At 57.9% G+C, this 16,347-nt stretch carries 10 protein-coding genes and 2 rRNA genes; 4 read left to right on the top strand and 8 right to left on the bottom strand.

Annotated elements, in window-relative coordinates; genetic code table 11:
• Positions 1-15: 15 nt before the first annotated feature.
• The 3 genes from murJ to uvrA all read right to left on the bottom strand — a co-directional run bounded on the left by murJ (position 16) and on the right by uvrA (position 5,831).
• Positions 16-2,313, bottom strand: coding sequence for a murein biosynthesis integral membrane protein MurJ (gene murJ, locus ACTQXM_RS00060; RefSeq protein WP_441536726.1), 2,298 nt, complete (start codon positions 2,311-2,313; stop codon positions 16-18).
• Between the two features lie 3 nt (positions 2,314-2,316).
• Positions 2,317-2,817, bottom strand: a complete 501-nt coding sequence (ybaK, locus tag ACTQXM_RS00055; RefSeq protein ID WP_427718664.1) for a Cys-tRNA(Pro) deacylase — start codon at positions 2,815-2,817, stop codon at positions 2,317-2,319.
• A gap of 134 nt (positions 2,818-2,951) precedes the next feature.
• Complete coding sequence (gene uvrA / locus ACTQXM_RS00050) at positions 2,952-5,831, bottom strand: excinuclease ABC subunit UvrA (protein WP_427728763.1); 2,880 nt, start codon at positions 5,829-5,831, stop codon at positions 2,952-2,954.
• Between the two features lie 193 nt (positions 5,832-6,024).
• Here uvrA and ACTQXM_RS00045 point away from each other — a divergent pair, with 193 nt between their 5' ends.
• The 4 genes from ACTQXM_RS00045 to ACTQXM_RS00030 all read left to right on the top strand — a co-directional run bounded on the left by ACTQXM_RS00045 (position 6,025) and on the right by ACTQXM_RS00030 (position 12,147).
• On the top strand, positions 6,025-8,178 hold the full coding sequence (locus ACTQXM_RS00045; protein ID WP_441536724.1) for an LTA synthase family protein: 2,154 nt from the start codon (positions 6,025-6,027) through the stop codon (positions 8,176-8,178).
• A gap of 145 nt (positions 8,179-8,323) precedes the next feature.
• Positions 8,324-9,154 (top strand): Mrp/NBP35 family ATP-binding protein, encoded by an 831-nt coding sequence (locus tag ACTQXM_RS00040; RefSeq protein ID WP_427718672.1) that lies wholly within the window; start codon positions 8,324-8,326, stop codon positions 9,152-9,154.
• Positions 9,155-10,426 (top strand): NAD(P)/FAD-dependent oxidoreductase, encoded by a 1,272-nt coding sequence (locus tag ACTQXM_RS00035; protein ID WP_441064048.1) that lies wholly within the window; start codon positions 9,155-9,157, stop codon positions 10,424-10,426. It abuts the gene before it with no gap.
• An 80-nt stretch (positions 10,427-10,506) separates the two neighbouring features.
• A complete protein-coding gene (locus ACTQXM_RS00030) occupies positions 10,507-12,147 on the top strand; it encodes an NAD(P)/FAD-dependent oxidoreductase (protein ID WP_441536721.1) in 1,641 nt (546 codons plus the stop codon).
• A gap of 65 nt (positions 12,148-12,212) precedes the next feature.
• Here ACTQXM_RS00030 and uvrB read toward each other — a convergent pair whose 3' ends face one another.
• The 5 genes from uvrB to ACTQXM_RS00005 form a co-directional block, all read right to left on the bottom strand.
• Complete coding sequence (uvrB, locus tag ACTQXM_RS00025) at positions 12,213-14,453, bottom strand: excinuclease ABC subunit UvrB (protein ID WP_441536719.1); 2,241 nt, start codon at positions 14,451-14,453, stop codon at positions 12,213-12,215.
• Between the two features lie 51 nt (positions 14,454-14,504).
• Positions 14,505-15,086, bottom strand: a complete 582-nt coding sequence (locus tag ACTQXM_RS00020; protein WP_441536717.1) for a lytic transglycosylase domain-containing protein — start codon at positions 15,084-15,086, stop codon at positions 14,505-14,507.
• Positions 15,079-15,720, bottom strand: a complete 642-nt coding sequence (gene coaE / locus ACTQXM_RS00015; RefSeq protein WP_441068931.1) for a dephospho-CoA kinase — start codon at positions 15,718-15,720, stop codon at positions 15,079-15,081. The genes ACTQXM_RS00020 and coaE overlap by 8 nt, the downstream gene beginning before the upstream one ends.
• Before the next feature lie 198 nt (positions 15,721-15,918).
• Positions 15,919-16,034: ribosomal RNA gene (gene rrf / locus ACTQXM_RS00010) — 5S ribosomal RNA — on the bottom strand.
• 151 nt (positions 16,035-16,185) lie between these two features.
• Positions 16,186-16,347, bottom strand: a 23S ribosomal RNA gene (locus ACTQXM_RS00005); the annotation flags it as partial.

Raw genomic sequence — 16,347 nt, 5'->3', positions numbered from 1 at the left:
ACCTGCCACGACTGCCTACCTGCGGCGAAGAAGCGCGGAGACCTCAGGCATCTTTAGAAGGACGGCAAGGCCAAAAGTCACGGCAAGTGAAACCATGCCCGCGATGCAAACATAGCCCAAGGTAATAAGAATCGATCCGCCAAGCGCTCCGACAAAACTCTCGAGCGCCCACAAAACGCCGGCACCCGCTGCGGCACCCAGGCCGCCGAGCAAAAGGCCATAGAAGCAGCCGTGCAGAATAGATTTAACCTGAAGACCCTGCAGACGACGACGCAGCCACCACAGCGAACAGCCGACCAGAATCACATAGTCGACAACATACGACATCGCAATCGCAGGCATGCCATAGCCCAGCACCACACCAAACAGCAGAACCGAACCAGCCTGACCGATAGCAGAGTATAGGCAATAGCGACTATAGGGCTTCATGTCGAGCAACGCCGAGAAGCTCTTCTGCATCAACACGACCACGCCGTAGAACGGCAGGGAGAGCGCCAGATAAACCAGAAACTCGGACACAAGCGCCACACCCGACTCGTCGAACTTGCCGGCGCAATAAATCATGTTGAGCGGACGGGCAAACACAATGAGATATAGCGCGAAAGGAATCAGGAAGAAGAGCATCTGGGCCACGCCGCGCGAGATACCAACGCGCACGCTGTCATAATCCTTTTCCTGGGCATCGTGCGAAAGCTCGGTATAAAGCGCCGTCGAGAGCGAGGCGGCTATCAAGGCATAAGGCAGTGTGTACCAAAGGCGCGCATAGGCAATTACAGAAGGACCGGTCTCGGGCTGCACCACCAGCGCGGCTGCGTTGGTAATGGAAGTCGACACGAACATGCATACCGTAGCGAGCAACGTCGGGACGCCGAGCGCGAGCGTCTGTCGCAGTGCAGGATCCTTAAAGTCGATATGAATATGAGGCCGGACACCATGCTTACCGAGTGCGGGAATCTGGCACGCCATCTGGACAAAAACGCCAAGCGTCGTGCCGAGCGAAATCAAAACGACGCCCGCCTGCTCACCAAAGCAGGCAGATACGGGAGCGAAGCCCATAAAACTCGCAATGACAATCACATTGTTGAGTACCGGGGCGAACGTCGACCAAAAGTAGTCACGATGCGCGTTAAGAACGCCCGAGAACACCGAGCCCAAGCCGTAGAACAAAATCTGAATGGCAAAGAAACGGAACATGAATGCAGCGGTATCCATGCTTCCGCCATCGCCCGAAAGGAACGACTGCGTCCAGATAAAGCCCGGAGCAAACACGGTGCCCAACACCGAAATGCCGCCCAGCAGCAAAAGCAGGATGCCGAGCAGATTACCTACGTATTCGTTTGAGGCGTCGCGACCCTGCTCACGACGCACGCCCATGTACACCGGCAAAAAGGCGGTAACCAACATACCGCCCATCACGAGCTCATAGAGCATATTGGGCAGGTTGTTGGCGACCTGATAGGAAGACGAGAGCAGCGACATGCCGATGGCGGCAGCCATAGCCCAAGTACGGATAAACCCGGTGACGCGCGACACGATGGTCAGTGCAGTCATGAGGCCGGCAGAACGGCCAACCGTAGAGTAGTCCGACGAGCCCATATCATCTACGTCGTCCGGTGATTGGGGGCTGACTTCAGTGTGTTGTCGAGAATCGACCTCGATATCAGGGTCATCGATTATCGCGAAGGGGTCGTCGACCAAAACGGCATCATCGGCAGAAAAAGCTCCGTCAACAGGCGTGACATCGCTGTCAAACGAAGCGTCATCGTTAGCTACGGCATTATTACCAAACACCGTGTCAACTTCCCTGGCGGCAGCGGTTCGACCAGAAAACGACAATAGATCCCAATCATCGTCCTCAACAGCAACGCCCTCGACCGGATCGGTCGAGCCGAACGGTGACCACTCGTCATCCAAAAGCAACTGCTCGCCATCACCGTCGGTTGCAGGCCTCGCGGGACGATCGGCTGGGACACCCTGCAGTGCGCCCTTTCCCTGAGCCGCCATCAAAAACACCGCCGTCTCATCGGGACGCGGCGCACGAGACGCCCCGGCGTCAGGCATCCGTCCGGCACGGGATTGAGCCGCGGCCAAAAACACCGCCGTCTCATCGGGACGAGCCGAAGAGAGAATCGTGCGGGGAGGCACCGTACCGGCACCGGCGGCACGCAAATACACAGCCGTCTCCCCTGGATCTGCAGCAACGGACCAAGCGTTTCGAATCTGGTCATCGACCGAAGAAGCCTCAGGCGCGGGCGTCTGAGAAGCCGAACCCTTTGCAAAGTGAGCTCCGCGCTTCGATTCTTCCTGCGGCATCGCTCAGTCCTCTCTCGTGATCGGGGCAACCGTCGCCCCGCAAAATGCAACTAAGTCGTCGGGGGCAAGCTCAAGTTGATAGCCACGCTTACCGCCTGAGATAAAAATGGTATCCCAAAGGACGCATGTCTCATCGATCAGCGTCCGAAAGCGTTTTTTCATGCCGACTGGACTGCAGCCGCCCCGGACATACCCCGTCGCGGCAAGCAAGTCCTTGACATGCATCATGGTCAGCGACTTTTCACCAGCGGCGCGCGCGGCGGCCTTTAGGTCAAGCTCGTCGGCAACGGGAATACAGCACACAACGTGTTCGTTGGACGGTGTCACGCAAACCAAGGTCTTAAACCCCTGGCCAGGCTCCTCGCCAAGTTGTTCCAAAATTGCAACGCCTAAACCCACCGACTCATCGCCATCGTCTTCATACGTATGGAGAATATAGGAGATGCCGGCGTTTTCCAGCTCGCGCATCGCATTGGTTTTCGGCGTCTTTGCAGCCTTTGCCATGGCATGTCCCTTCCCTCGCATTCGAACGTAACGCCTAAGTATATGTCCAATTTAGCCGCATACGTCATCTCGACACACAGAAGCGCCACCGAATCGAAAGGAATCGGTGGCGCTTCTCGTACGACGGCGTCTCTTTACTGGGCGTCGAGTTGTGCCTGACGCTCGCGGTCGCGCTTGAGCAGCGGTGCCAAGAACTTGCCCGTGTAACTCTGCGAACATGCCGCGACCTGCTCCGGCGTACCCGAGACCACGACGGTTCCGCCGCCATTGCCGCCCTCGGGACCCATATCGATCAGGCGGTCGGCAACCTTGATGACATCAAGGTTGTGTTCAATCACCAGCACCGTGTTGCCCGCATCGACCAAGCGCTGCAGCACATCGAGCAGCTGGCGGACGTCCTCAAAATGAAGGCCGGTCGTCGGCTCGTCCAAAATATAGAACGTCTTGCCCGTCTGGCGTCGATGAAGCTCCTTGGCGAGTTTCACACGCTGCGCCTCGCCGCCCGAAAGCGTCGTGGCAGGCTGCCCCAAACTCACATAGCCCAAGCCAACGTCATACAAAGTCTGAAGCTTGCGCTTAATCTGCGGGATATTCCCAAAGAAAGCCAGCGCCTCGGTGACGCTCATGTCGAGCACGTCCGAGATGGTCTTGCCACGGTAGGTGACCTCGAGTGTCTCGCGGTTGTAGCGTTTACCGCCGCAAACTTCGCAGGGAACGTAGATATCGGGAAGAAAGTGCATCTCGATCTTGATCTGTCCGTCGCCCTTGCACGCCTCACAGCGCCCGCCACTCACATTAAAGGAGAAACGACCCGGCGAGTAGCCGCGCGCCTTCGACTCCGGCGTACTCGCAAACAGCGCGCGAAGATCATCCCACAGGCCAATATAGGTAGCGGGGTTGGAACGCGGTGTGCGGCCAATCGGCGACTGGTCGATATCGATAACCTTATCGATACACTCGATGCCCTCGATTTTTTTATACGGACCCACAGGGCGCGTCGAACGGTGAATAGCATTCGTAAGGGCAGGCGCAATGGTGTCGGTAACCAGGGAGCTCTTGCCCGATCCCGACACGCCGGTAACAACCGTAAGCGTACCAAACTCGATCTTGGCAGTAACGTTTTTGAGGTTGTTAGCTCGAGCGCCCGTAATTTTAAGGCAGCCGCGACCGGGCTTGCGCCGTTCATCAGGCACCCGGATCATTCGTTTGCCGGTCAGATAAGCGCCCGTCATCGACTCAGGACACGCCATGATATCGGCAGGCGTTCCCGCCGCGACTACGTGTCCGCCGTTGACGCCGGCGCCGGGCCCCATGTCGATCACGTAGTCGGCGGCACGGATCGTGTCCTCGTCGTGTTCGACGACGATGACGGTATTGCCGATATCGCGCAGGCGCTCAAGGGTCTTGATCAGGCGCTCGTTGTCACGCTGATGAAGGCCGATCGATGGCTCGTCCAAAATGTACAGGACACCCATGAGGCCGGCGCCGATCTGCGTTGCCAGGCGAATACGCTGCGCCTCGCCACCAGAAAGCGTCGCCGAGGCACGATCGAGCGTCAGATAGTCGAGTCCAACATCGACCAGAAAACGCAAGCGCTCCAGGATTTCCTTGACGATGCGCCCGCCGATAAACTGTTGGCGCTCGGTGAGCTCCAGGCCCTCAAAAAACTCGAGCGACTCACGGCACGACAGGCAACAAACCTCGTAAATGGACTTGCCGCCCACGGTGACGGCGAGCATCTCAGGGCGCAAACGAGCGCCGTGGCAGCTCGAGCACGGTTCCTCGCGAATGTACTTCTCCAAGCGCGCCTTGGTGTTCTCGTTCGTCGTCTCGGTATAGCGTTCGTACAGGATGTTGCGAACGCCCGAAAACTTGGTATCCCACTGGCTACGACGTCCGTCGAGCTTTTGGTAGTCAACCGAGATCTTCGTATCGCCCAGGCCATCCAAGAATGCACGACGCACGCGAGGGGGCAAGTCCTCCCACGGCGTATCAGCGCTTACCTTAAAGTGTTTACAGACCGCAGCAAAAATCTGCGGGTAGTAGTTCGAATTGCCAAACAGGCTACCAAAGACTCCGTCGGCAATGGACTTCGAGGGGTCCTCGATCAGCGCCTCGGCATCAACGGTTTTCTTAAAGCCCAGGCCGTCGCACTCAGGACATGCGCCATAGGGAGCGTTAAACGAAAAATCACGCGGCTGAAGATCGTCGATGGAGTGTCCATGCTCCGGGCACGCCAAGGCCAACGAATACTCCAGCAGCTCGCCCTCGGTCCCCTCGGGAGCATCACGATCGGGCAGCATGTACACATTTACATTGCCGTGAGCCAGCGCGGTCGCCTGCTCAACAGACTCGGCGATACGGCCCAGAGAGTTCTCACGGATCACGATGCGATCGACCACGACCTCGATATCGTGCTTGAACTTCTTGTCCAGATCGATTGGATCGTCGAGCGAGCGCACTTCACCGTCAACACGCACGCGGCTAAAGCCCTCGGCGCGAAGGTCCTCAAACAGTTTGGTGTACTCGCCTTTTCGCCCGCGCACCACCGGTGCCAGCACAAACGCGCGGCGACCCTCCCCCGCCGCCAAGACCTTGTCGGCAACCTGGTCGGTCGTCTGGCGCTCAATGACGCGGCCGCATTCGGGACAGTGCGGGGTGCCCACACGGGCGAACAGCAGGCGCAGATAGTCATAAATCTCGGTTACGGTGCCAACCGTCGAGCGAGGGTTTTTAGACGTCGTCTTTTGGTCGATCGACACCGCCGGCGAAAGGCCGTCGATTGAATCCAAGTCGGGTTTGTCCATCTGGCCCAAGAACTGGCGCGCATAGCTCGAAAGGCTCTCGACGTATCGACGCTGGCCCTCGGCATAGATAGTGTCAAATGCCAGCGAGCTCTTGCCCGAGCCAGAAAGACCGGTAATGACCACGAGTTGGTCACGCGGAATGGAAACATCGATATCACGGAGGTTGTGCTCACGAGCGCCGCGAATAACGATAGAAGAATCAGACATGGAAGCTCCTTGCCTCCTATTGCATCGAATCATACTGCCGATGAGTTTAGCGCACTCGACGCGCACAGATGTTCGTAATACAAGATTCGCAGACCTTTAGCTTTGCGTATCGGGCGCTTTGTTTCTCGAAATGCCGTGGAAAGGTTACAGTAATCAAATACTGAACTTAATTTGCTGTAACAGAGGAACGTCCATGACCGAAGATATCCCCCTTGAAATCACTTCGAGCGACATGGCCAATCTGCCCATATTCATCGCCGTCCTTATCGTGGCCACCGTCGTCGTGCGCGTGTATTTTTCAATCAAACACAATGAAAAGCCGCCCATTGCCCGCGTCTTTTGGTGCGCGACGCTCCTCATCCCGCTCGGCATGGTAGCTGCATGGATTACGAATCAATTGCTCGTAAATGAGGGCAGTTCCCTATGGGTCCTTTCTTATTCGGCGCTCGGTGCTGCCGCCGTCATACTTCTTGTCGAGCCTTTGGTTTCGGGACTTATCGACCAAACCGATCTTGCGACGGGAACGGTTGCCTGTATTTGCCGTGACATCCTTGTCATCGCCGCTGTTTCAGCGCTCTCGTTCGTTTCACTCGAAATTTCCTGCAACGAAACGTTCTATCGCATTCCCGCCAACTCATTCGGGTTTTCCGTCGGGCTGCTCGCGACGGTTCTGCTCTCCCTTTATTTGCTGGGACAGCGTCATGGAGACGTCATGGTCCTCGTGCCCGTCGTCTGTTGCATCCTTGGCATTGCCGAGCACTTCGTCATAACGTTTAAAGGCGAGGCCATCCTGCCAAGCGATATCTTGGCCCTTGGCACCGCAATGGAAGTGAGCGAGGGATACGAGTTTACCTTTACCGCCGGAATCGTAACCTCTCTAGCCCTGCTAGAGATTTCCCTGGGGCTTCTTTCGCTTATTCGACCGAGAAAGCTCCGTACGCCCACCCATGTCTTCCCCGCAATCGCCGCTAACCTCTGCGCTTTTCTGCTAGTGACCGTTGTGGGGCTCTCGGGCTTTTCCAGCATCGACTTGGAGCAGGCGCTGAATTTTGGATTTGACCGTTGGCAGCCCATCACCACGTATGCGTCTCAGGGTTTTATCACTTCGTTCACCGAAATGGTCAACGAGTTGCCCATTGAGAAGCCCGAAGACTATACGCCCGATGAGGCGCAGAGCATCGAGCAAGAGCTCGCCGCCACCTACGACAGCACGTATGGCTCGAGCGAGCAGCGCGCGGCGGCCGTTGCCCAGTTCAATGAAATCAAGCCGACGATTGTTGCCGTCATGAACGAGAGTTTTAGCGACCTTTCGTGCTTTGAGCAGCTCCAGGCGGCCGGGTACACCGGCCCCGCATTCTACAACTCGCTTCCCGACACACTTGTTCGCGGCACCATGCTCGCTTCGGTCGCCGGTGGCGGAACGGCGAACTCCGAATTCGAATTTTTGACCGGAGCGACAACGGCCTTTGTCGGATTAGGCAAAATCCCCTATCAGCTATATCAGATGAATGGCGTCAACAGCCTGGCAAAGGACCTTAAGGAGCTTGGGTATACCGCTACCGCTATGCACCCGCAAAACCCCGTCAACTACCATCGAGATAAAATCTATCAGCAGCTGGGCTTTGGAGACTTTCTTTCAATCGGCGATTTCGAAGGTGCGCCCTGTTACCATGCCGGCGTATGCGACTACGCCACCTACGACAAGATACTCGACCTGCTTAGAACCGACGAAGCCCCGCAGTTCATCTTTGACGTCACGATGCAAAATCACGGCGGCTACGACTATGGCACCGTTCCCGCCGAAGAGCTGACAAACTATTGGGTCGAGGGAGCCAGCGAGGGCGCCAATAGCGCGCTCAACACCTATCTTACCTGCATCAACGCATCCGACCGGGACCTCGAGTACTTTATCAACGAGCTCCGCAATATCGGAAGACCGGTTGTCCTTGTCTTTTTTGGCGACCATCAGCCGAGCGCCGCAACGACTCTCAACGACGAGCTGTACCCTCAGGAAGATACGGCAAGCCACGCTTTCCGTATCTATCAGTCGACCTATTTCGTCTGGGCTAACTATGAAATCGCCGGCAATACCGAGCTCAACGTCTACGACACCGTCGGGGCAAACGAGATTGCAGCCATTACCCTTAATAAGATCGGCGCCCCGCTCACCGACTATCAAAAGGCTCTGCTTGCAACAAGGTCAGATGTGCCCACCATCAATGTCGCCGGCTATCTTGGTGCCGACGGGCTGCGCTACGATTTGGAATCTGAAGACAGCCCATACGCCTCGACGATCGACAAGCTGCAGCGCATGCAATACCTCGAGTTCGCCAGCAAAGTTCAGTAAGCCCGCTCATTCGCTTGGGCCCATCGTATTGCAAGCACACTCGGCCCAAATGCATCACAAATGACTCCCGCTCGCAAACGAGGGTACAATGACGCTCGTGTCACATCACGGGGCTCCGGCCCCAACATATACAAAGGAGTCATACATGGGTTGCGAGCACGCACAGGCCGCCGGCGGACAAACGTCGCCGTCGCAATTTGAGGAGAACACGCTGTCCGAGGTCAAACGCGTCATCGCCGTGCTTTCCGGCAAGGGCGGTGTCGGCAAGTCGTTTGTCACCGGTGCCATCGCCACCGAGCTTGCCCGTCACGGCCACAAGGTCGGCGTCCTCGATGCCGACATCACCGGTCCCTCTATCCCCAAGATGTTCGGTATGAGCGGACGCCACGTCCATGCCCTTGGCAACCTTATGCTGCCCGAAATCTCCGAGCACGGCGTCAAGGTCATGAGCTCCAACCTGCTGCTCCAAAACGAGACCGACCCCGTCCTTTGGCGCGGTCCTGTCATCGCAGGCGCCATTAGGCAGTTCTGGAGCGAGACCTCGTGGGGCCCCATCGACTATCTGCTGGTCGACATGCCTCCGGGAACAGGCGACGTCGCGCTCACCGTCTTCCAGTCGCTGCCCGTCGACGGCATCGTCATCGTCACGAGCCCGCAGGATCTGGTCTCGATGATCGTCGCCAAGGCGGTTAACATGGCCGAGAAGATGAACGTCCCCATTCTGGGCATTGTCGAGAACATGAGCTATATTGAGTGCCCCGACTGCGGCAAGAAGATCGAGGTCTTTGGCAAGAGCAAGCTCCCCGAGGTCGCAGAGCGCTATAACCTCGACATCTTGGGCCAGCTTCCCATTAATCCGGCACTCGCCGAGGCCTGCGATAAGGGCGAGGTCGAGACCGCGCTGCCCGATGGCATGTTGCCCCAGGCCGTCTCTGCCGTCGAGGCCATTGCCCCGCACGAGACCGACGAGGCCTAAGTGAACACGAGCGCCTTCTATGACGTCCTGGTAATCGGCGGCGGGGCTTCAGGCCTCGCCGCCGCCATTACGGCCGCACGCGCTGGCAAAAGCGTCTGCATCGTTGAGCGCGATGTCGCCTGCGGCCTTAAGCTCCTTGCGACCGGCAACGGTCGCTGCAACCTCTCCAACGAATCGATTGATCCACAGCGGTATAACCACCCCGCATTCGTCGAATCCGTCATGGGCCCCCAGCCCGAACAAGAGCTTATGGGTTTCTTCTCCTCGCTGGGCATCATGACAACCTCCGAGGAAGGCCGGCTGTACCCGCGCTCCCTTCGCGCCGAATCGGTACGCGACGCGCTTCTCAACGTTTGCGACCGCCTAGGTATCACCTTAGTCTGCGGGGCCAACGTTGCCTCGGCGCACAAAGCTTCCGAAGGCTGGGCACTCCAAATAAACCGTCCAGCGCGGGCGCTCAAGGCAAAAAAGCACGACGACCGAAAATCGGAGCTCCGCTCGCTTCGGAAAGCACTCGCCGATGTCCCTCGCAAGAACGAGGCCCTGGAGGCACATGCCGTAATTATCGCCACGGGTGGCAACCCCACCGGTATCGCCGATACGTTTAGCCTCCCCCTCACTTCGCTGCGCCCCATCCTCTGCCCCGTATCGGCAACGGTCGTCGGCGATCGGGCGGCACTCAAGACGTTGGATGGTCTGCGCGTCCGCGCCCGCTTGACGCTCACCCGTAACCATAGTGAGCTCTGGCACGAAGACGGTGAAGTACTGTTTCGAACCTTCGGTATCTCGGGCGTCGCTGTCTTCAACCTCTCCCGTCGTATCCAGCGCGGCGATACGATCTTGCTCGACGTTTTCCCCGACCTCTCTAAAGACGAGTTGCTCGATATGCTTAACCGGCGCGTTGAGCTGCTCGGCGGCTTTTCGCCCCGCGATCCCCGTTGGCTCGACGGCATGCTCGCCCCGCAACTCTCCCGCGTCGTCTGCACAGCGTTCGAGCAGTGCCATCCAGGCTCCAACGATGTCGTCCACCTGGTCTCGTTCCTCAAGCACTTTAAGTTGCTCGTCGAGGGAACAGCCGAGGAGCGCTCGGCGCAGGTCACGCGTGGTGGCGTATCTGTCGAGAGCATCTCAACACCCAGTCTACACGCGTGCAGCGTTGTCGACGCCCCGCTTTACGTCTGCGGCGAAGCGCTCGACATCGACGCCGATTGCGGAGGCTTTAACCTTGCGTGGGCCTGGATCTCGGGCATTCGCGCTGCAAGCAGCCTGTAGCCGCACAGTCTATAATCAAAAACGCATTCGGGCCGTCTGGGATACCGGACGGCCTCTTTCTTGCCTCTAAGGAGTCCTCGATGATCGAACTCACCCAAGTCAACGCGTCACTCGATGAAGCCGGCGATGAAAATGCCTGCCTCATTGTTGGCAAGCGATTCGCCAAGCGCGTCCTGCGTTGCAAGGACTCCGAGATCAAGTCCATCGAGCTCCACCGCAAGTCAATCGACGCTCGCAAAAAACGAGACGTCCATTTTATCCTGAGCTTTCGTGTTGAGCTGACTAGTCCCCACCTCGAGCGAGAAGCGGTCGACAGCGTTGCCGAGCGTGACCGCTCGCGCGTACGCGCGATAGAAGACGATGAGCCTTCATTCCCCTCCCCCGTTTCTAGCGCACCCAAAGAGCGCCCCGTCGTCGTCGGTGCCGGATGTGCCGGCCTTTTCGCCGCACTCACCCTTGCCGAAGCGGGTCTGAAGCCCTTGCTCATCGAGCGCGGCGACCCGGCATTTCGCCGCTCGCATGCGATCGACCTCTTTCTAAAGGAGCGTATCCTCGACCCCGAGAGCAATATCCAGTTTGGCCTGGGCGGCGCGGGGACCTTCTCGGACGGCAAGCTCAATACAGGAACCAAAAATCCCGCCCATCGCCTCATCCTCGAAACCTTCGTCGAGGCGGGTGCGCCCCGCGATATTCTGTGGGATGCCAAGCCGCACATTGGCTCCGACATCCTTCCCACGGTTATCACCGCTATATCCCAGCGCATCGAGCAGCTCGGAGGTGTCGTCCGTTATCGAACAAAACTCGTCGACATTCGCATCGACGCGTCTGGCGCCATCACCGGTATTGATGTCCAATCGTCCCAAGACGCCGCTTACGAGCCAATTGAGACAAAGCACCTCATCCTCGCCTGCGGGCATTCTGCTCGCGATATTTTTGAACTCCTTAAGGACCACAACGTGGCCCTCGCACAAAAGACCTTTGCCATGGGCGTTCGCATCGAGCATCCGCAGCGCGACATCGACCGAGCCCAATATGGAGCCTCGGCGGGACATCCTGCCCTCGGAGCAGCCCCCTACAAACTCGTCGCCCATCTTCCCAACGGCCGCAGCGTGTTCTCGTTTTGCATGTGCCCCGGCGGGCAGGTTGTCGCCGCCTCTTCCGAGCAGGGCCACCTGTGCGTCAACGGCGCCAGCCTCAATGCCCGCGACGGCCGTAACGCAAATGCCGCCCTGCTCGTTAACGTCACGCCTGAGGACCTTCCCGACGATGACCCGCTCGCCGGCATCGAGCTCCAGCGCGCCTGCGAGGCGGCCGCCTATCGCCTGGGCGGTTCCAACTGGAACGCACCGGCACAACTCGTCGGAGATTTCCTCGCAGGACGCGCCAGCAAGGCGCCCGGAAAGGTAAAGCCCACCTATCCGCTCGGTGTGACTTGGACGGCAATTGACGAAGCCCTGCCGCAGCATATCGTCGAGTCGCTCCGCCTGGGACTTCCCCTACTCGGAAAAAAGCTACGGGGCTACGACCGCCCCGATGCCGTTCTTACCGGCGTGGAGACTCGTTCGAGCTCACCGGTCACTGTCACCCGAGACCGAACGTGCCATGCCGTATCGACCCCGGGCCTCTACCCTTGTGGTGAGGGAGCTGGATATGCCGGAGGCATCATGAGCGCGGCCACCGACGGTATCCGTTGTGCCGAAGCCCTGATCGCAGACCTCTAGCGAACGAATTCCAGCGCGCAAAAGACACAGGCCCCGAGCTCCACAGGGAACTCGGGGCCTGTTCGCTATTTCTTAAACCGTACACCCTGGCGTTTTCTACCCGATGCGAACGTGGAACCCTTGCGGGCCTGCGAACGTAAGCGCTCGATCGTCTCGTCCTCAGACGCACCCTCGAGCATCGCCCGAATCTGAACGACAGCATCACGCAGGCGCGCCGCCTCCTCAAAGTCCATGGCGGCAGAAGCGTTACGCATATCCTCTTCCATGGTTTCGACGATCCGCACAAGCTCGTCATGCGGTAGTTCTTCCAACTGTTCCGCAAGTGTCTGCTCGGGCGCCACCGTTTCCGGCACACCGCCCTCGCCCGACTCATCGGGCGTATAGAATGCGCCATGGCCAAGAGAGTCGCCCTTCGAGCGTCCCTTGGAGCCCACAGTTTTTTCGGCCTCGGCAATAAAACTTGAGATGTCGTTGATGGCCTTGCGCACTGTCTTGGGCACAATGCCATGTTCTTCGTTATATGCCATCTGAATCTCGCGACGGCGCTGCGTCTCCTCGATGGCCGCTTTCATCGAATCGGTCACAACGTCTGCATACATGATGACTTCGCCATCGGCGTTACGGGCCGCACGGCCAATCGTCTGAATCAGCGAACGGCGGTTGCGCAAGAAGCCTTCCTTATCGGCATCGAGAATTGCCACCAGTGAGACCTCGGGAAGATCCAAACCCTCGCGAAGCAGGTTGATGCCAACGAGAACATCGATCTTGCCCTCGCGCAGCGTTCGCAGGATCTCGACACGGTCCATTGTCGCCGTATCAGAGTGCATGTAATTGACCTTAATGCCCGCATCAAGTAGATGGTCGGTCAGGTCCTCGGCCATGCGCTTGGTCAACGTGGTCACCAGCACGCGCTCCTTGCGGGCAACGCGCTCGCGAATCTCGTCCTCAAGATCGTCAATCTGACCGCGAACGGGACGCACGTCGATCTTGGGGTCGAGCAGGCCGGTCGGACGAATAATCTGCTCCACGTCGTTTTGGCTCACCCGCAGCTCGTAGTCGCCCGGCGTTGCCGAAACATAGATGAACTGGGGGATTCTCGCCTCAAACTCATCGAAACGAAGCGGGCGATTGTCGAGCGCCGAGGGCAGGCGAAAACCATGTTCAACAAGCGTAACTTTGCGCGATCGGTCGCCTTCGTGCATGCCGCGAATCTGTGGCACCGTCACGTGGCTCTCGTCTATGATGCAGAGCATGTCCTTGGGGAAGTAGTCAATCAAGGTAAACGGCGGTTCGCCCGGCTTACGCCCGTCCAGATGACGCGAGTAGTTCTCGATGCCGTTGCAAAAGCCCATCGTCTCGAGCATCTCGAGGTCATAATCGGTCCGTTGCTGTAGACGTTGCGCCTCGAGCAACTTATTGGTTGCCTTGAGCTCCGCGACGCGCTTCTCGCACTCTTCACTGATTGACTTCAAGGCCGCCTTGACCTTGGGCTTCTCGGTCACATAGTGCGATGCCGGCCACACGGGAATAGCCTCATACTCACGAAGCATCTCACCGGTAACCTCATCGATTTCGGCGATAAGCTCGACCTCATCGCCAAAGAACTCAAATCGCAACGGATGCTCGGCATAGGGCGGATACACATCGACAACATCACCGCGCACGCGGAAGGTGCCACGCGCCAAGTCATAGTCGTTCCGGTCGTACTGAATGTCGATGAGCGCATGGATAAAGTCATCGCGCTCGAGCGGTACTTTCTTGTCGACATTCGGCGCCAGCCCCGCATAGTCCTCAGGAGAGCCGATGCCATAGATGCAGGACACCGAAGCAACGACAATCACATCGCGTCGGGAAAGCAACGAGGCGGTCGCCTGATGTCGAAGCATCTCGACTTCTTCGTTAATCGAAGCATCCTTCTCGATATACGTATCGCTTTGCGGCACATATGCCTCGGGCTGATAGTAGTCGTAGTACGAGACGAAGTAGACCACGGCGTTGTTGGGAAAGAATTCTTTGAGCTCGCTCGCAAGCTGGGCGGCGAGGGTTTTGTTGGGGGCCATGACCAGCGTTGGCTTACCGAGAGCTTCGATGGTCTTGGCCATGGTAAAGGTCTTGCCCGAGCCGGTCACGCCAAGCAAAACCTGATAGCGGTCTCCGTCCCTCACACCCTGCACAAGCGACTCAATGGCCTTAGGCTGTGAACCTGCAGGCTCATAGGGAGACACGACCTCAAACGGTACCTCAGAGCCCTCAACGCCAAAACGTTTGAGCTCTCCGCCAACACGCTCAACTTCAAAATCCGCCATGGATACTCCTAACTCATACATCTGCAGTATACGCAGGCGGCAGGCATAGTCCTATACGAACCGGTCGGGATAGAGGGTCTTATAGCGAACCCAGGCATAATTGACACGAATCAAATAGGCTTGCGTCTCGGGAAAGGCAATCGCGTTATGGAGCGATGTGTTTTGCTGCGCCCACCCATCGACATTGCCCATTCCGGCATTGTAAGCAGCAATAGCGCTATCCGTCGACCCATTGAAATACGTCAACAGGTATGAGAGGTACGCGCACCCAAATTCGATATTCGAAGCGGGGTCATTCAGGTCATCGGCTGAATACTCGTCCCCGTCGACAAGGCCCTTAGCGATCATATCCTGAGCGGTTTCGGGCATAAGTTGCATGAGACCTTGGGCGCCCTGGTTTGATTCCGCCTCGGGATCCCAGTTTGATTCCGACTTGATGACGGCACACACCAGATACGGATCGAGATTATGCGAAATACTGGACTGCTTTACATACGCCTCATAGTCAATCGGATAGAACGGTTTAAAGAAAGCGGCGGGAGCACACGAGTAAACGAGCGAGATAAGGCCAAAGACGAAAACGACAACCAGCGGCACAAGGCGATACCACGTAAAGAAACGCGTCTTAGGCATCTGTCGTCTCCTTATCCATAGCATCCATAAGGCCATGGCGAGCAAGCCACGCGTCCAGTTGTTCAAAGAGCGAGCTGTCGCCCGCTGCGTTATCAATCACGGTCGTGGCGAGACTGCAAAGCGAAGACTCATCGGGTTGGCAAGCACAGCGAGCATCAAAATCGGATGGCTCCATACCACGGTGAATAGCACGTTCGCGACGGACCGCTAAAGGAGCGCTAACAACCATAATTTCATCCGCAAGGCCAAAGGCGTCCTCAAAGCCAGTCGGAGCAGATACTTCGACCGCCGCAAAGGGATAGCGGGGAGACGAAACCGTACAGCAAACAGGATCGAGAATCCTCAGCGAAAGCTGCTCAATGAGAGCGGGGTGCACAATACTATTGAGCCTTGCAACCGTATCGGGAGAAACAAAAGCTCGAGAAGCGAGAACGTTACGTCGAACACCGCCATCCTCGTCCAAAATATCCCAGCCAAACTCTTCAGCAAGAGCATTGACGATATCCGACCCCGGCACGTACAGCGATTTGGCAAGAACGTCTAAATCGATAAGCAGGGCTCCGCGAGATTCCAGAAAGCGGCAGGCAGTCGATTTACCCGAAGCAATATTGCCCAAAACGAAAACGGTAAACATCAAGCCCTCCCTAACGTCAATGCGAGTAATTATCGCGCAAATACAAAGCGACGGTTCAAAAAACAGCCAAACAGTAAGAGAGTCAAAGGAAGAGTCCGCTCACAAGGCACAGCTTGTATATAGATATAGCGCAAAAAAGGGGGAGGCCGCGAGGCCTCCCCCTTCTCAGTCCAATCGCACGGCTCGGTGCCGTCCACCGGTCAGCGGCGCCCTGGCCTCCCACGGGCTGGCCCCGCAGTACTCTCGGCGCGATGGGGCTTAGCTTCCGGGTTCGGAACGGGACCGGGCGTGCCCCCCATGCTCTGGCCGCTGACCGGTGGGCGGCGCCCACCGTATCTTCGGTGCCCGGGTGTCTCATACACGTGCCCTGGGGGCCGCATGGCGCATAGGGGAGATCCGACTCGGGGGCATCCTCGTGCCCGGACCGCGCTTAAGAGCGCTCAGTCCCGCGGGCCGCGAGGTGCGGTTCCGGAAGAGCTCGGGCGATTAGTGCGGCTCGGCTGAGGACGTCGCCGCCCTTGCACCTGCCGTCTATCGACCAGGTAGTCTACCTGGGCCCTTACCGGAAGGAGAACTAATCCCTGGAACGGCTTCCCGCTTAGATGCCTTCAGCGGTTATCCGCGCCG

It is taken from the genome of Collinsella sp. LCP19S3_D3 (assembly GCF_052121455.1).
GTDB lineage: Bacteria > Actinomycetota > Coriobacteriia > Coriobacteriales > Coriobacteriaceae > Collinsella.
This window is presented reverse-complemented; position numbering and strand designations above follow the sequence as displayed.